Origin of the sequence: Herpetosiphon gulosus, assembly GCF_039545135.1 — a bacterium.
Taxonomy (GTDB): domain Bacteria; phylum Chloroflexota; class Chloroflexia; order Chloroflexales; family Herpetosiphonaceae; genus Herpetosiphon; species Herpetosiphon gulosus.
Genome location: NZ_BAABRU010000006.1, coordinates 345,461 through 363,543, shown reverse-complemented (window position 1 = coordinate 363,543; position 18,083 = coordinate 345,461). Strand labels below are relative to the sequence as shown.

Annotated in this window: 16 protein-coding genes and 1 CRISPR repeat array; of the genes, 6 read left to right on the top strand and 10 right to left on the bottom strand. The window is 51.6% G+C overall.

All coding sequences use genetic code 11. The features are described 5' to 3' along the window. Window positions 1-119: 119 nt before the first annotated feature. Window positions 120-2,830: a CRISPR direct-repeat array (repeat unit 37 nt; unit sequence GTTTTAATCCCCTCGTCCTCGGGGCGTTGATTGAAAT). Between the two features lie 153 nt (window positions 2,831-2,983). Next, a complete protein-coding gene (locus tag ABEB26_RS10450) occupies window positions 2,984-4,798 on the top strand; it encodes a WYL domain-containing protein (RefSeq protein ID WP_345721939.1) in 1,815 nt (604 codons plus the stop codon). On the opposite strand, the gene cas2 is transcribed toward ABEB26_RS10450, so the two are convergent. The 8 genes from cas2 to ABEB26_RS10410 form a co-directional block, all read right to left on the bottom strand. Then, window positions 4,795-5,073, bottom strand: coding sequence for a CRISPR-associated endonuclease Cas2 (cas2, locus tag ABEB26_RS10445; RefSeq protein WP_345721938.1), 279 nt, complete (start codon window positions 5,071-5,073; stop codon window positions 4,795-4,797). The two genes, ABEB26_RS10450 and cas2, sit on opposite strands and share 4 nt — an antisense overlap. Window positions 5,074-5,414: 341 nt before the next feature. Then, window positions 5,415-6,416, bottom strand: coding sequence for a CRISPR-associated endonuclease Cas1 (cas1, locus tag ABEB26_RS10440; protein ID WP_345721937.1), 1,002 nt, complete (start codon window positions 6,414-6,416; stop codon window positions 5,415-5,417). A gap of 14 nt (window positions 6,417-6,430) precedes the next feature. Further along, a complete protein-coding gene (locus tag ABEB26_RS10435; protein WP_345721936.1) occupies window positions 6,431-7,234 on the bottom strand; it encodes a hypothetical protein in 804 nt (267 codons plus the stop codon). A gap of 17 nt (window positions 7,235-7,251) precedes the next feature. Next, entirely contained in the window at window positions 7,252-8,550 is a 1,299-nt protein-coding gene (locus ABEB26_RS10430; RefSeq protein ID WP_345721935.1) for a reverse transcriptase domain-containing protein, read from the bottom strand. Next, window positions 8,534-9,526, bottom strand: a complete 993-nt coding sequence (locus ABEB26_RS10425) for a hypothetical protein (protein ID WP_345721934.1) — start codon at window positions 9,524-9,526, stop codon at window positions 8,534-8,536. The genes ABEB26_RS10430 and ABEB26_RS10425 overlap by 17 nt, the downstream gene beginning before the upstream one ends. Continuing rightward, a complete protein-coding gene (locus ABEB26_RS10420; protein WP_345721933.1) occupies window positions 9,513-10,937 on the bottom strand; it encodes a hypothetical protein in 1,425 nt (474 codons plus the stop codon). The genes ABEB26_RS10425 and ABEB26_RS10420 overlap by 14 nt, the downstream gene beginning before the upstream one ends. Further along, window positions 10,930-11,379 (bottom strand): ribonuclease HI family protein, encoded by a 450-nt coding sequence (locus tag ABEB26_RS10415; RefSeq protein WP_345721932.1) that lies wholly within the window; start codon window positions 11,377-11,379, stop codon window positions 10,930-10,932. The genes ABEB26_RS10420 and ABEB26_RS10415 overlap by 8 nt, the downstream gene beginning before the upstream one ends. After that, window positions 11,376-11,564, bottom strand: a complete 189-nt coding sequence (locus ABEB26_RS10410) for a hypothetical protein (RefSeq protein WP_345721931.1) — start codon at window positions 11,562-11,564, stop codon at window positions 11,376-11,378. The genes ABEB26_RS10415 and ABEB26_RS10410 overlap by 4 nt, the downstream gene beginning before the upstream one ends. A gap of 232 nt (window positions 11,565-11,796) precedes the next feature. Here ABEB26_RS10410 and ABEB26_RS10405 point away from each other — a divergent pair, with 232 nt between their 5' ends. Continuing rightward, window positions 11,797-13,239: a formylglycine-generating enzyme family protein gene (locus ABEB26_RS10405; RefSeq protein ID WP_345721930.1), complete on the top strand. Its 1,443-nt coding sequence runs from the start codon at window positions 11,797-11,799 to the stop codon at window positions 13,237-13,239. Between the two features lie 78 nt (window positions 13,240-13,317). Here the strand turns inward: ABEB26_RS10405 and ABEB26_RS10400 are convergent, their stop codons facing one another. Further along, the gene (locus ABEB26_RS10400) at window positions 13,318-13,722 is read right to left on the bottom strand and encodes a DUF7793 family protein (protein WP_345721929.1); all 405 of its coding nucleotides are present in this window, start codon (window positions 13,720-13,722) and stop codon (window positions 13,318-13,320) included. A gap of 120 nt (window positions 13,723-13,842) precedes the next feature. On the opposite strand from ABEB26_RS10400, the gene ABEB26_RS10395 reads away from it, so the two are divergent. From ABEB26_RS10395 to ABEB26_RS10380, 4 genes are all read left to right on the top strand, one after another. Beyond that, the gene (locus ABEB26_RS10395; protein WP_345721928.1) at window positions 13,843-14,232 is read left to right on the top strand and encodes a dUTP diphosphatase; all 390 of its coding nucleotides are present in this window, start codon (window positions 13,843-13,845) and stop codon (window positions 14,230-14,232) included. A 171-nt stretch (window positions 14,233-14,403) separates the two neighbouring features. Then, window positions 14,404-16,488 carry an O-antigen ligase family protein gene (locus tag ABEB26_RS10390; protein ID WP_345721926.1) on the top strand — a complete coding sequence of 695 codons (2,085 nt, stop codon included), beginning with the start codon at window positions 14,404-14,406 and terminating at the stop codon, window positions 16,486-16,488. After that, window positions 16,485-16,829 (top strand): hypothetical protein, encoded by a 345-nt coding sequence (locus ABEB26_RS10385; RefSeq protein ID WP_345721925.1) that lies wholly within the window; start codon window positions 16,485-16,487, stop codon window positions 16,827-16,829. Before ABEB26_RS10390 ends, ABEB26_RS10385 begins: the two co-directional genes overlap by 4 nt. A gap of 125 nt (window positions 16,830-16,954) precedes the next feature. Beyond that, complete coding sequence (locus ABEB26_RS10380) at window positions 16,955-17,335, top strand: hypothetical protein (protein WP_345721923.1); 381 nt, start codon at window positions 16,955-16,957, stop codon at window positions 17,333-17,335. Between the two features lie 95 nt (window positions 17,336-17,430). Here the strand turns inward: ABEB26_RS10380 and ABEB26_RS10375 are convergent, their stop codons facing one another. After that, window positions 17,431-17,949: a hypothetical protein gene (locus ABEB26_RS10375; protein ID WP_345721922.1), complete on the bottom strand. Its 519-nt coding sequence runs from the start codon at window positions 17,947-17,949 to the stop codon at window positions 17,431-17,433. Window positions 17,950-18,083 lie beyond the last annotated feature (134 nt).

The window sequence follows — 18,083 nt, the reverse complement described above, 5'->3', positions numbered from 1 at the left end:
ACATGGGGGTGCAATGCACGTCAGATGAGCAGTATTGCCGACGATCGGCCACATTGGGCACGATTGCCGACGATTATTGAGCGCGATTGCTAACGATTTTTGTGTAGTATAGGGCGGAAAGTGACATCCCCTCGTCCTCGGGGCGTTGATTGAAATATATGGGCCTGCAAGGCTGTCCCAACATTGCCAAAGGGGTTTTAATCCCCTCGTCCTCGGGGCGTTGATTGAAATTCGATACCAAGCGCTACGCCGACCCCATCACGGGTGAGGTTTTAATCCCCTCGTCCTCGGGGCGTTGATTGAAATACCCGGAAATCGCTGCGGCGATAAGCGGCATCTGTTTTAATCCCCTCGTCCTCGGGGCGTTGATTGAAATTCGCTTGATGCTTCGCAAACTGTTGCAAAGGGAGTGGAAGTTTTAATCCCCTCGTCCTCGGGGCGTTGATTGAAATGGAGAGGTAGGAGAAGGAATCGATTTGTAGCTTCTCAGGTTTTAATCCCCTCGTCCTCGGGGCGTTGATTGAAATCGAGTTTCATCCGGTGTATGACATGGACAAGTTCCAGTTTTAATCCCCTCGTCCTCGGGGCGTTGATTGAAATTCTAATCTTCGACAAGAAATTCGATCAAGCTCAAGTAGGTTTTAATCCCCTCGTCCTCGGGGCGTTGATTGAAATGAGATGACGTTTACAACATCTTTTATAATCTGAACCCGTTTTAATCCCCTCGTCCTCGGGGCGTTGATTGAAATCAATTGGACCGCCAAGCACACTGCGATCATCAACATCGTTTTAATCCCCTCGTCCTCGGGGCGTTGATTGAAATGTGGATGTCTGTTTTCTCCAAAGGAGAGAATATAAGGTTTTAATCCCCTCGTCCTCGGGGCGTTGATTGAAATACCAACACGCCAACCGCGTCGGCCACCGCCACGAGGTTTTAATCCCCTCGTCCTCGGGGCGTTGATTGAAATCAACCCGATCCCCAGCTATTGCAGCTTGCCCACCGGGTTTTAATCCCCTCGTCCTCGGGGCGTTGATTGAAATGCTGGACCAGATCGCTGAGTGCGAAAGCCTGCGCAAGTTTTAATCCCCTCGTCCTCGGGGCGTTGATTGAAATAAGCTGCATTCAGCTAACACCTGACCAGATGCGTCTGCGTTTTAATCCCCTCGTCCTCGGGGCGTTGATTGAAATTAATGGGAGTAATATTCCTGCTAAACCAGATGAGAAAGTTTTAATCCCCTCGTCCTCGGGGCGTTGATTGAAATAGTCCCATATGCTCAAGCACATTTCGAGCCGGAATTTGTTTTAATCCCCTCGTCCTCGGGGCGTTGATTGAAATCCCTCGACCCCTTGTGGGCGACGAGCTGGCAAACTGCAGCGTTTTAATCCCCTCGTCCTCGGGGCGTTGATTGAAATGGCCGGCTGGGCCGATGGCGCTGTCCGAGGTTACCCTCAAGTTTTAATCCCCTCGTCCTCGGGGCGTTGATTGAAATAGAAGCGCAAGGGTAAGCAAAATTCCCTGTGAGACTGTGGGTTTTAATCCCCTCGTCCTCGGGGCGTTGATTGAAATACCCCGTGTACTTGCCTCTCACGACCCGCTAGGCGGCTGTGTTTTAATCCCCTCGTCCTCGGGGCGTTGATTGAAATAGAACACCTTACCTGAGATGGTAAGACAACTACGAGGTTTTAATCCCCTCGTCCTCGGGGCGTTGATTGAAATTATGTCCGTTGGAATCGGCGCTAGTCCTGAATTGAAAGGGTTTTAATCCCCTCGTCCTCGGGGCGTTGATTGAAATCCTCGGCGTACGCAAGTACTTCGAGGCCCAGCTTGGTTTTAATCCCCTCGTCCTCGGGGCGTTGATTGAAATCGGGTATGCGCCTATACAAAAAGGAGACGGACAATGTTCGTTTTAATCCCCTCGTCCTCGGGGCGTTGATTGAAATATATGTCACCTACCGACCGCCGACGTTATCATGGTTTTAATCCCCTCGTCCTCGGGGCGTTGATTGAAATTCTGGAGAGAATTAGTGAAAGGGTCATGAAAATGAGTTTTAATCCCCTCGTCCTCGGGGCGTTGATTGAAATATTGTCCAAGAAACTTCTGCAGAATAATATGATACTAGTTTTAATCCCCTCGTCCTCGGGGCGTTGATTGAAATTCCTGTACTGATTGAAAACCCTTTATCTCGCGGCTCAGGTTTTAATCCCCTCGTCCTCGGGGCGTTGATTGAAATAGTATGCAATTGTAAGCGAAGTGACAACCTGTATTCAGGTTTTAATCCCCTCGTCCTCGGGGCGTTGATTGAAATTGGAATGTCTGAGAATAAACCAAAGAGGCTTCATCGCGTTTTAATCCCCTCGTCCTCGGGGCGTTGATTGAAATCCAGGCCAAAGCCTGAATTTTGCCAACTTGGAGGTCGACGTTTTAATCCCCTCGTCCTCGGGGCGTTGATTGAAATAAAAAGGGAAAGATAAGTAAACATTCTCATGGACCAGGTTTTAATCCCCTCGTCCTCGGGGCGTTGATTGAAATAATGTGATGACTGATCCATTCAAAAACGGCCAAATTGTGTTTTAATCCCCTCGTCCTCGGGGCGTTGATTGAAATGAGCTCTTTTGCCACTGCCTTTGTGCGCGGTGGCAGCGTTTTAATCCCCTCGTCCTCGGGGCGTTGATTGAAATACACCCTTGTTCTTTTGACTATCTTTTGGGGCGCTACGTTTTAATCCCCTCGTCCTCGGGGCGTTGATTGAAATGTTAAGATCTTTGTCCGCGGTGAACTCCGCGAAATAATGTTTTAATCCCCTCGTCCTCGGGGCGTTGATTGAAATACCTCTGTGTCCACTTTTTGACAGCAGGCTAGGCCAGCAGTAGGCTGCAAGCTGCTGCCCATGCCAGCTATTTGGCGCACGCGACAATTCAAAAAATTATGGTAAACTAAATCAACATTATTCATTGATTGCGGCCCATCTGAAGGATTCACTATGGCCTATTCTAGCAGCGCTGTCAAGCCAAATGCCACCACGGCCTTGCATACGGTGGCCATTCGAACCTTGCGCACATTGGCCCATTATACCGTTTGTAAACGCCAAGGTTCGCAAACCCGCCGCAACTTAGCTAGCACCATTGAGCAGCATTGGCAGGCTGCACCCTATCGCCAGCTTGTGCGGCGTTCATTAACTGCGGCTGATCGCGCATTGTTGCAGGCTTGGTGGCGGGGAGAGCAGCCGTTGCCAACGCCGCAGGAGCTTGATCTCTGGCGCTGGCAGGCTCCATGGCCCGCACTTGAGCAGCTATCGTCGGGCCAACGTTTGGCGGTTTTGGGCTTGGTATTGCCAATTCGCACGACCATGGGCCGCAAGGTGGTATTAATTAATGATACCAGTCGTTGGTTGCGCCGCACTCCCGCCTTGCCACCAACTCCTGTTGCTACAAGCTTTCAAGCCTTGTTTCAAACCGTGGTTGCATTGGTTGCTGCCTGTGCCAACACTCCCCAACCGCGCCATGCAGCTGGGTTGGCCTTACATGTAGCGCACGCAGCGGGCTGGCTGGCCTATCGACTTGAACAATGGCGAATTACGCCGCGTGGTCGGGTTTGGCTGCATAGCCCAATCGATGAACAACAACGCTTGTTACAACAGCAGCTGATCACATGTAACCCGCCTGCAAGTGGCTTGGTAGCGTGGCGAAGCCCCGATTGGGCAGCATTATTCGCCGATTTGGAGCGCTTGATGCAGACCCAAGCGCAACGACGGAGCATGGATGTGGCTGCATTGCTCCACGATCATCCAGCTTGGAATGGGCTGGCAGCAGATCAGCAGATTCGCCTCTTGCATCGGTGGTTGCGGAGTATCTTGCAACCAGCGGGGGTGGTGAGCTTAGCCAAGGGCTGGCTATTTTGGCATGGTTGGCAATCATTAATTGCGCAAGCGCCTGCATTCGATGGCTTGCTCTTGCCAAAAAGTGCCGAGCTACCAGCAGCCTTACAGGTGTGGGGGGCAAGTTGGGGGCTGGCAACCAGCCATGGTTGGCGAATTACTCAAGCATCAGTCGCCGCTGCGCTCGCCAACGGGCTTGATCTCAGCAGTTTTTGGCAACCGATTGATCAGTGGTATGCCGAGCGTCCGGCCCTCTTGCAGGCATTGATCGAAAAACTTCAGCATCAACCGCGCTTACGCCAGATCACGCTACTTGAAGGTAGCCCCGAAGCCTTGGCAAGCGCCCAAGCCAATTGGCAAATTCAAGCCTATTTACAACCTGGCTTTAATCAAGCGCAACGGGTGGTTTGCCATGGGGCGGAGCATGCTGTAGCCAAGGTTTTGGGCCTGAATGCCACACCTGCGCCAAGGCTCGATAATCATATAAGCATGCAGATATTGGCGTTGCGGATTGCTGCTCAACACCTGCCCAGCCATAGACTTGACTTCAATCAGCAGGCCCAGCAGTTAATTGCTGAGCTATCGTTTGAGCAACGTTGTATGCTTGACGAAGATTGGGAATGTCTCCAATTAAGTGTTGCGCCAGACCCACTGGCTAGCAGCCAAGCGCTGGCAATTGGGCAACAACCTCAAGCGCAACTGACGGTCGAACAGACGCGCCAAGCATGTCGCCAAGCGCTCAATCACCAGCAAACCCTAACCGTGCGCTATTACACCCCAGCCGAACATCGGATCACGACCCGCACGATTCGCCCGCTCGAGCTGACTAGCACAGGGATTCGCGGCTGGTGTGAGTTACGTCAGCAAGAGCGGGCTTTTCGCTTTGATCGGATCTTGGCAATCGAGATTAATTCGAGCTAATCAGTCCAATAGAAGATTGGGTCTTGGGTTACAACCCCATGCCCAAGAATTAAAATCGCGGTCACTGCATCCTTGGGCAACGAATAAAAGCGGATGCTATCTTCGTTGGGCACAACCAGCGCGGTCAGACGGTTACGCACATCAGCCAATTGGCTATCGGTCAGTTGGCATTCAAACACGCTATATTGCACGCGCTTGCCAAAATTCTCAAGGGTTTTGGCGATTTTGCTCCGTCGTTTATCGTGGGGAATATCGTAACTAATTAAGATGAACATAGTTGATCCTCGTGCTGATCACGATAACTTAGTTATATTGTTCAACGGTAATTTGGATAGTTGATTTTGGTTCAGTGCGATCCCTCACCCCTTAGCCCTCGCCTTTTAATGGGAGGTTTTTAATAATCCATTGATCACCACCCTTCCGTCCTGCCTCAAGGCGGGAGACGCAAGGGGCTTTAATCCCCCTGCACCCCCTCAAGGACATGTGGTGGTGAACAGGCATCCACCGATGAACCAGAGCATTGGTGGTTCGCAGTGGAAACCACCCTTGGATTGCTAGCTCCCCTCGCCCGCCGCAGTGGGCGAGGGGTCGGGGGTTAGGGGTGTTAACGATATGCTCAATCACTCCAATAGTAGGGCTGATAGCGAGGCTCTTCGCCTTGCAAAACCCGGGCTAAATGCTGAGTTTGCAGCAAAAGTACCCGCCGTAGTGGTTCGTTATTGCCAGTAGCGGGATAGCGAATCGGGGTTTGCATACGTTGTTCATAGGCTTGAATAAAGGTTTTACGGGCACGATCGTTGAGCAAAAAGCCTTTTTCAGTGCGGCTGAAATCGCTGATTTGCAACAAGCCAGCATCAAGCACATCCAACACCATCCGATCAACGATACAGGGCCGAAATTCCTCTTCGAGATCGAGCGCCAACGAGGGTCGCCCAAATTGCACCGTGTGAAAGATTCCTAAGTAGGGGTCGAAGCTCAGCGATTGCACCGCCGTCATCAAATCGTTGAGTAGCAGCGTGTAGCCAAAACTCAACAGGGCATTCAACGGATCGGGGGTTGGGCGATAAGCGCGGCCCGCAAAACCCCAGGCAGTTTTGAAAACAGCGCTCCATGCGCCCCAATAGGCCGCTGCCCCAGCTCCTTCGAGGCCACGCAATTGGTCAATATCGGGCATGCGTTGCGTTTGTTGAATGACATGCTGCATGGTTTGCTTGGCACGCACCCCCATACCACCCCAATTGCTGCCATAACGCTCTAGGAGCTGAATTTGATTGGCAACTTTGCCCACCACAATCGCCTGCACCAAGGGAACCGCTAAATTTGGGTTATCGACAATTCGGCATTGGGCGAGGCGCAAGGCGGCATTATTGCCCAAGCCCGCCGAAACCATGGCCTTCTGTGAGCCGCCTGATTGAGAAGTGAAAATTAAGGGAATTCCACGTTGAGCCAGAAACACAATTGCTGCATGCGATACCTGCACCCCTTGGCCCATCACAATCACCCGATCAACTTTGATCACTGGAATATCGTTGATCAGCTCTTGGCCACGCAGGATGATCAAACGCTCATCTTTTTTGCCCAAGCGAGTGCCTTGCTCATTTAAATAGAGAGTTGGCATAACTGATGGTCCTTTTAATAGTCAGTGCGATTGATCGAGCCAGTTTTGCCTTTCCAACCATCGCTGGTTTGCTCAAAATAAATCTCACCCTCGACATGTTCAACATCGCCAACCTCGTTGCCATAATCGAGAAAGCCAACGCCAGTCGCCTGTTGATAGACAAAATCGGCCTCAAAGGTGACCAGATAATATTCCGTGCCAAAGCGCTCCAGTCCAACCGCCTCAACGATGCTAAAATCTTCGACCTGTACGATGCCTTTGCGCACCAAATGATATTCATCGAGCATTGCCCGCGCTTGGGCACTGGAAGGATAGCGCCCCTGCTGGAGCCACCAAATAACCAAGATCAACAAACCAGTGCCTACCAAGCCACCAATTAGCCAATGTCGTGGAATACTCGGGCGTACAGGTAAACCATGCGAGGTTGCCGCATCAGGCTCAGCGGCGCTAGGCTGATTGATTGGAATCGTTGGCGCACTCATCATTGGCGCAACTTGCTCACTTGCTGGTTCGATCTCGGTTGGCGGTTGATAGCGTGGGTAATCTGGTAGCCGCAGATCATCCGTCGGCAACCACAAGCATTGAGCGGGCACAGCAACCAAATTGGCTTGGCGGGCATAATAAATTCGATGACGGCCATTCATAATTTCCAGCTTGTCATGGGGGCGGCGATCAAGCACAATCGGGTTGGGCAAGGCAGCGATTACCTCCAGGGTTAGGTTTGGAATCGCGGCTAATTCGGCTAAACGGGCAGGCATCAATTCAGCTTCAACGCTGGCTTCAATATCGGCCAGTGGCACAAGATACAGGTTCATCATCACACTCCTTAATTGGCTTATTTACGAGGTTTGCGTAATCGCTCTTTAATCGCCCGCTCAGCAGCTTCGAAGCTTGACCAACGTTCGGCTTCAGCTTGGGGTTGAACGGCGAAGCGATGCCCAAGGAAAGTCAGACCATCGTTGAAATGCTGCACGCCGGTTTTACTCTCTTTGGTGGCGAGGCGTAGGCGTTTGAGCACATTGGTTGCATCGGCAAGGGCTTGCTCAACCGCTGCTTGATGCGCCCCGAGCAGCACAAAATCATCAGCAAAGCGCACCAAAATATGGCCACGCTCAGTCATCGCCCGATCAAAGGAATCGAGGTAGATATTGGCGAGCATCGGTGAAATTGCCCCACCTTGGAGCGTGCCGCGTTCACGCTGGCGCAACAAACGTTGGCTCAGCGGAATCAAGGCTAAGGTTGCGATTCCGGCAGCACCCCATGTCAGGCCGCCACCAGGCACTTGTTTTAATAACGGAGCCAAACTACGCAAGCCACTAATAACCCGTTTGCTATGGGTTATGCCCCACAAGGCGGCGTTGCTAGCGAGGCCTTGCAAAGCCCGTTTGCGCAAACTATCAGTGCGGCTGGCTTCAAAATCTAGGGTCTGTGGATCATAGGTCGAGCTAGCTTGGGGGTAGCCCACCTGATTTGGCCAGAGCAAATCTTCGCCATGTTTTGCCAAGCGTTCAAGCAGATCTTCGCCGTCATCCCACCAATTACTGGCCTCGGTGGTTGCAGCATCCTCCATCACGCCAACGCTCAGCCACTGGCTAATTAATTCGACGACGGCGCGATCGCTAATCCGTTGATGCAATTGACTGAGCAAAATTTGATGATCGATTGTGCCAAAACAATCGCTAATATCGGCGTGGGCAACCCATTGCAACCCCTGCTGGCGGTAGCGTTCGATTCGGGTGAGCGCATGCGGCACACCAACGTAAGGCCGAAAACCATAGGAACAATCCAAAAAGGTTGGCTCGATTTCTGGCTCAAGAATTTGCAACACCGCCCGTTGGGCAATCCGGTCGCGCACGGCCAGAATCGCAATGCTGCGTTTACCACCATCACGTTTATCCAAAAAAAGCCGCCGTGGTGGCAAAGGCCGATAAATTTGGCTTTGCAATTCCATCGCCAACTGTTGCATATGCTCAACCCAAGCGGCCTCAAAATCTAAAATTGTTACTGCATCGGGGCCATGCGAACGCCCGCGTTGCGAAATGCGAATATTACGCCGCACATGGCTCCAAGCGCGGGTTAAATTATCGACGCTGGCAATTTCGGCCAACATGGCCGATTCATAACGTGGCTGCATAGGCTTCCTCCATAGGGTTCGTGCTGGAAATTTGATAGGTTTGGCGTTCGTTGGGGCTTAAATCGGGCAAGCTGAGCCAGGTCATCAGTTGTTCGTTGGCAATCAATTGAGCCAAACGTTGATAAGCCCAATCAGTTGTGGCCCATGGCTCACAATTGCCCCAGCAAACCTCGGCCAAAGCAGCAGCATGCTCTTCGGCCTGCGGCAAACAAATATCAAGTAATTGTTGTTGTGAGCTCGGTGCGTGGTCGGCTTGCAACCCTGCCACCAGCAACAACGGATCTGTACTACAAACCAACAAGCTCCGCTGCCAACAATGCTGCCAGCGTTGGGCCAGTTGGGCTGCTGGTTGGTCAGACTGGCGCTGAAGTTCGGCTCGTTCCTCGGGGTAGAGTTGGGTTGGCTGAACAGTGAGGCAGATCAGGCTGGGGCTAGCGCTGGCCCACAAGGCTCGCAAACTGGCTTGCCAGGCATGGCTCGGGTAGGCCGAAACGAAAGGTTGAGCCACGATAGCCTGATGTTGCAAGCGCACAAAGGCTTGATAGGGCAAACTGCGCAGCCATTGATCCTGCAACTGGTCAATTAATTGCTCATGCTGCTCGATCACTTGGCAGGCATAGCCGGTTGGCAATAACGCATGCATCCAACGGGCAGCAGTTTGGGCAATCTGCATGGCAATACTGGCCTGTTCATGCCAAACCATGCCCACATAGCTCAAACTCAACCCATGGGCATGTCGCCAAATTCGCAATTGCAAACGGGTGTTAGCGGCATCGGGCAAGCCATGCCAGCCTGCCAACCAGCGCAACCATTGTTGATGAATGCAGCGTGGCAGTCCGTTGGTCGGCGGCAAGGCCTGAATTGGCAACACCCAGCGTGCCACAGAGACTGCCCGTTGCTCAAACAACAAGCCATGGGCAGGAGTCCAAAGCGCTGGCAGATTCAAGCGGGTTGCTTGGCAATCAATGGCTAGCATCGCTGGCCTCGCTTGGGGCGGCTTGCTCAGTGATTTGGGGTTGTAATTGCTCTTGGAGCATACGCAAACTGCGCAAGCCCTCACCAGCAATTAAGGTTGGATCATGGGCCAAATCGTTGCTGCCGATGCGACGGCTTGGCATCCCAAATTGAGCCATATAGCCAGCTGCTTGGCTAGCAATCGTGGTTGTGCCCTGAATCAAGGCCAATTGCTCTTGATGTTGCTGTTGGTTTAGTTGGAGTGATCGTTCATGCTGTGAACGCCAATGTTCGAGCCGTTCACGCTGATTGATTAATACCTGTTCGTGGCGCTGTTGCATGGCTCGCAACTCACGCTCGCGTTGGTGGCGACGTTCTTCAACTTCATGAGCGCGTTCAGCATGCAAGGCCTCAAACCGATGTTGAAGATCCAACATTTGATATTGCTGATCGTGGGTTTGCTCGTTTTGTTGGGCTTGAATTTGGCTTTGCCATTCCAGCATCAGGCGTTGTTGCTCATGTTGCCAAGCTTGCTCCTCGCGGGCAATTTCGGCCACCTGTGCCCGCATATTAGCTTCGAGCACATGCAATTGGGCATCGAGCGCATGGCGTTGGGCGGCAATATCATGGCGGGCAAGCTGTTCGCGGCCTTCATCAATTGTCGCGGCCATGCGCAAGGCTGCTTCCGCCGATTGGCGCAGCACCTGCCCATCAATCGTCAATAAGGCTGCTTGATCTTCGGCACGTTGCAAACGGGTTGCTTCCTCAAGCTGGGCAATGGCAACGGCAGTTTCGGTTGCCGCCTCAATGCGTCGCAGATCGCCAGCTCGATCAAGAATCTGCAAGCGAATCAGGGTCAGGCCAGCCAAAGCTGGTTCTTGGCTCAATTGCTCAAACATGCGCAAGGCAGGCCGATCAATCCCGCCAATCTCGGGATCATAGCCCGTCAACGCTTCGTGGCTCATGCGCTCGAATTGCTGCATTGCAGCGCTCCGCACCACATCTTCGAGCACGATGAGTGGGGCTTGATGAGTCGCAATCAGAGAGGGATCGCAGACCTCGAAATCGACGACGACCGTAAAGCGAACACGCCATTTATCGGCGCTCCAACCTTCGATTGGCCCAATTTCGCGGCGCATGCGGCTCATCGAAACCCATTGCACCATTACTGGCCCACGCGGAATATCCCAAAGATTGTAGCTACCGCTGGTTAGGCAACGCCGCAACCCTTGCGGACCACTCAGAATCGCCGTAAAAGCTGGCGGTACTAAAACATCAACCAACTTACCCAAAAATCGACGAGCAATTAGTTGTGGCGGAGTGGCTAACCCATTAAACGTTAATTGTTGGATGAGTTTTTGGCTCGGGTTGCCATTTAATAATGCCGCGCCATCCTCAAGTAAGGTATCAACATGCTGTTCCAAACTACTCATGCAGATGCTCCTGTGTTGTATTGACCCATTGCACCAAGGCCTTGGTTCCGCTGAGTGCCTCCCAAGCGAGGGCATCGGCGAGGCGATTGTAGGCTCGCCGAATATGCACGACGCGAAAACTCACACAACGACTGATTAATTGGCAAGCTTGGCTATGCAACGGGTGTAAGTGCGGCGTGCGCACAGCACACCGTCCAGCCAGATGATCAACAATCAACAAACTATCGGTCAGGCAAATGACATGGGCTTGGGGGTAATAGCGTTGCACCAAACGCAACCCATGAACTAAAGCTTGATATTCCGCTATGTTATTGGTGTCGGCACGAGCTTGCTGCATTGCCCAGCGCAAAATCGCCCCATCGTTTTGGCGAATGACCAAGCCTAAGCCAGCCCGCCCAGCTAAATTACCGGGAGTGGCATCAATTTGCAGCCAAATCTTCATCGTGCCCTCAACAACAGCAACAGGCTGCCAAGAAAACAACTCAGGCCCAGCAAACTGACCACGACAACCAAACACCCACGTACCGACCATTGCAACATTTCCAAGCGCCGACCATTGGGTAGCGCAATCAGCACCAGGATGCTTGCCAGCCCCAAAAGCAGCAACAGCCCCACCAAACATGTCATCAATCAATACCTCCTTTCGATGCCAGGAATAGATACTTCTAGCCTAGCAGTTTAGTAAATGGAAGGCACTGGAGGGTAGTTGAAGAAGATTGAGCAAATAGTCTCTAATAAAGTACAGAGAATCCTGTAGAGGAGCTACAGACTTCTCTAAAACATTACAGAAGAGGATTCAAAATGGTATAGATATGAGGTAAGCTAGCAGTGTTTGATCGTGCTTAATGGAGGTAGCACAATGGCTGATATTACCAATCGTCAGCAGTTTTGTCGGGCAGTCGGGGATGGGTTAAAGTTAGTCCAAAGTCAACGAAGTGGCTCCATGCCAAGTACAGAAGCGCATATAGCCGATTGCTTGAGCATCGGGGTTGATACACTACGTACATTACGCTATGCTTCCCGTCAACGAGTGATGGTCGAAGATAAAACTTTAGCCGCATTAATTTGGATTGTACTGGCCGAAGGTCGGGCAACCCAACCATGGCTCATCACAATCCTCAGTGCTACTAGTATTATTCCACCTGAACCACTGACGACAACGTGGCTTGAGAGCTATCTGCAAAGTGGTTTCAAACAGCAGCTTGATCAAGCATTGCTGAACCACGTTGTCCAAAGCATTATTCCCAACCAAGCCCCAAGTACCCTCAAACAGGTTGTCAATCCCCAAGTTGATGCACCAGATTCGCTCACCACCCTCCCAACCCGAACCCCAAGTATTCCGGTTAAGCCACGTTTTCCCAACAAGTTCTATCAATGGCTGGGCTTGGTTGGGCTGATCAGCCTGCTTGCTTGGCCAATGGTTTCCTTATTTCAAGCGACGGCAGCCTCTACCCATACACCAAGCAACATGGCCTTAATTCCATCTGGCGAATATGTGCAAGGCAGTAGCGATGCCGATATTGCTGAATATACGCGGTTGTGCCAAGTGCATCAGACTGGCTGCGATAGCTCATGGTTTGCCGATGAACAACCACAGCGTTTAATTCAACTTGATGCATTTGCCATCGATCGCTTTGAGGTCAGTAATCGTGATTTTCTGCGCTACAGCGAGGCCCATCCTAGCCTCTTAACCCAAGCTGAAACCCAAGGTGCAGGCTATGTCTGGAGCGATAGCAACGGGTTTGAATTAATCAAAGGAGCCAATTGGCGGCATCCTCATGGCCCAAATTCAGCCATTACTGAACATTTGGATAAACCAGTGGTGCAAATAACTCCCAGCGAAGCTCAAGCCTATTGTATTTGGTTGGGCAAACGCTTACCAACTGAGGCCGAATGGGAGGTCGCTGCCCGTGGTAAGCAGCTTTGGCGCTTTCCTTGGGGCAACGATTGGCAGCCCGCTAAACTGAATTTTACCCAAGGCAAGCTCAGCCCACCATTAATGAATGTTGATAGTCTGCCTGAGGGTCAAAGTGCTTATGGGGTGGCACATCTGCTTGGTAACGCTGCCGAATGGACTGCCGATTGGTATGATCCTCACGCCTATCACGCTAAAGATACCATCAACCCACGTGGGCCATTAATTCCGACGGCTCGCCATACCCGCCGAGGTGGCTCGTTCGCCAGCATGGCCGGCGTTTTACATAGCACATGGCGCATTAGCAACGAGCAAATTGATGATCAACCTAGCAATGGCACAGGCTTTCGCTGTGTCCAACATACAGCACTAAACGAAGCCTTGTAATGATTGACAAATAGTGGCGCTTTAACCACTAAAGGGGATGCTAGGCTAGCTAGCATCCCCTCGCCTAACACTTTTTAATTAGTTAAGTTGATTAACCGCCCAAATTTCAGCATCGGCGGGAGTTTGAAACATGCGGGTTGGGCGACCGCTCCCACGGCTAATCGTCATATAGAGATTGCCAGTGATGCGGCTGGTAGCCGATTCGACCACGATCGCTAAGGCTCGGGTGGGGAATTTTGTATCGCCGCTCGTATAAATATGGCGAGCTTCACGATCGATCGCTTCTAAGGCTCGCATATCGAGAATAACTGCACTATTTGGCCGATTCGCCAAGAGCCGTTGCATGACTGCTACATTTTCAGTCGCGTCAGCAGGCGTTTCTTGGGCTGCAGGGAGCGAGATGATCCATAAGATCCCACGTGGATCATAGGAGAATTGCGCAGTACGGGTCTGCGCGTCAATCTGGCGTGAGTACATTGTCATGCGAAAAGGCTCCGAAACTAGGGATTGTGATGCGACTATGACGGCAAAAACAGGGCCATCAGTTGCAGCATTCGCTGATCACGGGTAGGATAAACGCGGTTCATTGGTTTGAGGTTGACGATGCCAGATCATAGCGCTGCGGTGCGAGCATTTCACGAGGCGATTGGAATGGAGTTGCCAGAGACCCCCCAACTGCCATCTCTCGCTGTGCAAGCTTTGCGCCAAACATTACTTCAGGAAGAATATACCGAACTCCAAGCGGCGGTTAACGCTGGAGATCTGGTTGCTATTGCTCAAGAAGCCGCTGATTTACTGTATGTTACCTATGGCCTATGCCTAACCTATGGCATTGATTTGAATCCGGTGTTTGCTGAAGTGCATCGGGCAAATTTGGCCAAAACCACTGGCCCCCGCCGAGCCGATGGTAAACAGCTTAAACCCGCCGATTGGCAACCGCCCGATGTTGCAAGCGTGTTGGCCCAACAAGCGCCACCGTCTCGTGATGCCTAAGCTTCAGCAACGATGAACCGTGGTTGATCCTAGCCTGCTTTGTGGTTGCTGGTAACCCCTCTGGGCAGGATTCGGGTGCAGGATGTTTACTCCCACATTCATCAATAGTTAACTTGCTTGAAGTGGGATATCAACCTCATGATCTGGTATAGCAGTTTGGAAAGATAATGTATGGCTCAATCGCGCCAGTTTGATCGAGTGTTGGCTTTGCTTTTACTGGGCCTTAGCTGTTGGGCATTATTTTTACCAATGCCAGCTTTATCGAATGCCAACGCGCCAGCAACCTTGGTGCAGGCGAGCCTTGTCATGCTTGATCAACAGGCTGAGCAACGCCAAATTGCCGTCGCTGCAGCTAGCCTGCTTGATGGCGAACGTGGCGATTTCGAGCGTCGTGGCGTGCAATTGGCCCAACTTAGCCCCGAGCAACAAACCCAAGCGCGGCGCGAATTGGCGGCTGATGTTGAATTATTAGCCCAAGCCTCGTTAGCAGCCGAGCATGAGCGCCATGCTTTGCAAGCCTACGATACGGCCTTGATGGGCCAAACTCGCGATTTAGGCGCATTGGCCGAGCAATTGCGTTCAGCTACATGGCCAATCGTCGAGCATCTTAAACTGTATCCACCACCACTTGGAACCCGCAGCGATTGGCTAGCCCCAAGCAGCAACTATTTTCATACCCGCGCAATTACGATTAGCAATGGCACGCTTGAACAAGCGACCCAAGCTGCGATTGAGGTTGGTCGATCCAGTTATAGCCAACGCCAACTGCGTGAGCTTGATCAAACCTATCGTCAGGTGCTTGACCAATATGCCCAAACCTTGCAACAAACCAGCACTAGCCAAACCAATCCACGGCCATGGTGGCGTTGGGCCTTGGCTAGCATTTTAGCCTTAAGTTTGGCAGGCTTGTTATGGTGGGTTTTACGTGATGTATTAGCCAAAGATTGGCTGATGTTGGCGGCAGGCGTGGCGTTGGCGGCATGGTTTGGCTTGCCATGGCCTGTGGCGGCAATTGGGCTGCTCGCATTAGTTGGCTTCATTGGCTTACGCCCAAGTTTAGCCGCTTGTCTGCCGTTGCTTGCGATTCCGCTGTATTATCGTGCCCGCTTGGTTGGTAGCTTGAGCTTTCCGCTCAACGAAACCTTGTTTGGTATTAGTATTGCTGGCTTGCTGTTGCATGTGGTTTGGCGCTGGCGAGGCGGCCAAAGGCCTAGTATTGCTTGGTTCAAAGCTCGTTGGTATTGGCCGATTGGCGTTTTCGCCTTAGGTTTGGTGCTGGCGGCTGGATTAAGCCTTGGCTCTAGTGGCTTGGTCGAGCCTGCGACAGCCTTGCGCGAATTGCGTCGCACAATCATCGAGCCAGCGATTTGGGCTTGTGTGGTCTTGATCTTATTGGCAACTCAGCGGGTTAAACCCCAAAGTATGCTCTGGAGCTATATCGTCATGGCGGCTTGGGTCGCTGGCGATGGTTTGGTGCGTTTTGCTTTGGGCGAAGGCGTTTGGGCCACGACTGGCGTACCGCGCTTGATCGGTCTGTTGCCAAGCTCGACTGCCTTGGGCGTTTATTTGGGCGCTGGTTTGGCTGGCAGCTTGGCCTTGGCTTTGTGTGCCGAATCGGCCAAACAACGCCAATTGGCATGGTTGCTTAGCTTACCATTAAATTTCGGTGTCTTGTTGACCTTCACTCGCGGGGCATGGCTGGGCGTGGCTGGCGCTGCTGCTTTGATTTTGCTGCTGCAACGTCGTTGGCGTTTGTTGCTTGGCGCTGGTGGTTTGGCTGGGGTTGGTTTAGCAGGCTTTGCTCTGATTCAGCCCAGTTTGCTGGCCCGTGTGTTGCGGTTTGGCGAGGGCACTGGCTCGGCTCGCCAAGAAATTTGGGCTTCAGCCTGGCGAGCGGTGCAAGATCAGCCAGTGTTGGGGTTTGGACTTGATCAATTTGCCCAACTTGAGCCAAGCCGCTATGGAATTCCGCAGATTCGCTTTTTGACCTTGGCGCATCCGCATAATTTGCTGCTTGATGTCTGGTTACAATTGGGTTTGCTCGGTTTGCTGGTCGTTTTGGCTATGCTTGGTTGGCAGATTTGGCGTTGGTGGGGCAGCAAACAGGCTTTGGGCTTGGTTGTGCTGGCAATTTTGGCAGATTTAGTAATTCATGGCATGCTTGACCAAACCATGCTTGGCGGTGATATGATATATCTCTGGTGGAGCTTGCTCCTTATCAGTGTTTGGCGGCCATCCGCAACGGAGGAATCATGAGCGACGGTTTCTTTACCTTGCCTTGTCGAGTTGTCTTACCTGCTGAACAACGCGATCGTTTAGAGCGGCTTTGTCGTGCCCGTTCGATGGAAGTCAGCGATTTGGTCAGCGAGTTGGTGGTGCAATATTTGGATGAAGTGCCCGATTCAGCGCTGGCCGAGCCAATTCCTGAGCCATATGCCCCCTCGCTGAGTGAACAATTGCGCCAACATGAGCGCGAATTACGCCGTTTGCGCATGCGCCAAAATCAATTAGGCGCGTCAGCTCCTGGTTGGCTCGATAATTATGTGGCCGATGTTGAACGCGAAATCGCCGCATTGCGGCGCAAATTGGAAGGGTAGGCCGTAGGGGTCAGGGATCAGGCATTAGGGATTAGGCATACTAATGTGTTGAAGTGTTAAGTAACTAGGCTAGCTAGCCCCTGACCCCTAATCCCTAGCCCCTCACCCCTAGCAAAGGACTTTCAATGAACATCTTATATCTGTTGCATGATCGGCTGCAAATTGCCTTTATGCTCTTTATGATCATTATTGGCATTTGGGGCTGTTTTCTGTTTTTTACTGGGCGTTCGATCACTGGCGATTTTTGGGGCGCTTTGGTGATTGGCGAAGGCCTTGTGATTGCTGAGGCAATTGTCGGAATTTTGCTGTATATCGGCGGTGCTCGCCCACAGCGTGATATCTTTCATATTTTGTATGCGGCAGTCGCGGTTATTTCGATTCCGGCAACGTTTGCTTTTACACGAGGCCGTGATAATCGTTTTGAAGCATTAATTTATGGCTTGTTGGGTTTCTTCTTGATGGGGATTGCGATTCGTACCCGCACCACGGCCTTATTTGCAATGTGAAAATTGGCAACGAAGCTGTTAAATTGGCTTCGTTGCTGCTCCTCGTTTCGCCTACTTTTGCAGCTTCTGCCCTATCTAAATTAATGAAAAAGCGATTAGTTTTCGGGGAAAACGATTGGAGCAGTCAGCGGATCGGCTTTAATCCAAGCATCAATTGCTTTTGCCGTAAAGTTAATCTCGCCAAGCTTGCGTTGTTGTTGCTCCACTTGAATTGCTCCATTTTGAGTATGAATGATGACTAGATTATCTGCCTCGGGAAGGGGATAGTTGGTTTCGTTAATAATTAACTCGATTGGCTGATTATCAAGAGCTGTAATTTGCCACACAACAATTGTTCCATCATCGAAGACGATTCGACAACGATTAATCGCTTTTGAGCTATTAATCTCCATGCTTGATTCACAATCTTCCTTCTCATAGATTCCATCATAAACTATCAATACCCGCATCCCAGCATCCCAGGCCAGAAAATTATAGCCACTAGTGGGAGTAATTGCGGCAAGCGATTGGCCTGCTGCGTAGCTTGTTTTTTGTAGCCTACCACAACCAACGAGTAACAAAACCCCCGCCAGCCCCGCGCCAGCCCAATGCCAAAATAATTGTTTGCGTTGCATGCCAAACCTCCAAACGTTAACACTCAGCGTTGCTTTAGACGTTGTAGGTTGGGGATGGGTTACAATAATTTGCAGGGTCGTTGACAAGATACGTTGCCATAGCTATGGGTGCTCACAAAAGCTGATCTTGCAAG

Excerpts from the sequence above, each read along its gene's own strand:
- ABEB26_RS10450 (WP_345721939.1), top strand. The coding sequence starts at position 2,984 with ATGGCCTATTCTAGCAGCGCTGTCAAGCCAAATGCCACCACGGCCTTG.
- cas2 (WP_345721938.1), bottom strand. The coding sequence starts at position 5,073 with ATGTTCATCTTAATTAGTTACGATATTCCCCACGATAAACGACGGAGC.
- cas1 (WP_345721937.1), bottom strand. The coding sequence starts at position 6,416 with ATGCCAACTCTCTATTTAAATGAGCAAGGCACTCGCTTGGGCAAAAAA.
- ABEB26_RS10435 (WP_345721936.1), bottom strand. The coding sequence starts at position 7,234 with ATGATGAACCTGTATCTTGTGCCACTGGCCGATATTGAAGCCAGCGTT.
- ABEB26_RS10430 (WP_345721935.1), bottom strand. The coding sequence starts at position 8,550 with ATGCAGCCACGTTATGAATCGGCCATGTTGGCCGAAATTGCCAGCGTC.
- ABEB26_RS10425 (WP_345721934.1), bottom strand. The coding sequence starts at position 9,526 with ATGCTAGCCATTGATTGCCAAGCAACCCGCTTGAATCTGCCAGCGCTT.
- ABEB26_RS10420 (WP_345721933.1), bottom strand. The coding sequence starts at position 10,937 with ATGAGTAGTTTGGAACAGCATGTTGATACCTTACTTGAGGATGGCGCG.
- ABEB26_RS10415 (WP_345721932.1), bottom strand. The coding sequence starts at position 11,379 with ATGAAGATTTGGCTGCAAATTGATGCCACTCCCGGTAATTTAGCTGGG.
- ABEB26_RS10410 (WP_345721931.1), bottom strand. The coding sequence starts at position 11,564 with ATGACATGTTTGGTGGGGCTGTTGCTGCTTTTGGGGCTGGCAAGCATC.
- ABEB26_RS10405 (WP_345721930.1), top strand. The coding sequence starts at position 11,797 with ATGGCTGATATTACCAATCGTCAGCAGTTTTGTCGGGCAGTCGGGGAT.
- ABEB26_RS10400 (WP_345721929.1), bottom strand. The coding sequence starts at position 13,722 with ATGACAATGTACTCACGCCAGATTGACGCGCAGACCCGTACTGCGCAA.
- ABEB26_RS10395 (WP_345721928.1), top strand. The coding sequence starts at position 13,843 with ATGCCAGATCATAGCGCTGCGGTGCGAGCATTTCACGAGGCGATTGGA.
- ABEB26_RS10390 (WP_345721926.1), top strand. The coding sequence starts at position 14,404 with ATGGCTCAATCGCGCCAGTTTGATCGAGTGTTGGCTTTGCTTTTACTG.
- ABEB26_RS10385 (WP_345721925.1), top strand. The coding sequence starts at position 16,485 with ATGAGCGACGGTTTCTTTACCTTGCCTTGTCGAGTTGTCTTACCTGCT.
- ABEB26_RS10380 (WP_345721923.1), top strand. The coding sequence starts at position 16,955 with ATGAACATCTTATATCTGTTGCATGATCGGCTGCAAATTGCCTTTATG.
- ABEB26_RS10375 (WP_345721922.1), bottom strand. The coding sequence starts at position 17,949 with ATGCAACGCAAACAATTATTTTGGCATTGGGCTGGCGCGGGGCTGGCG.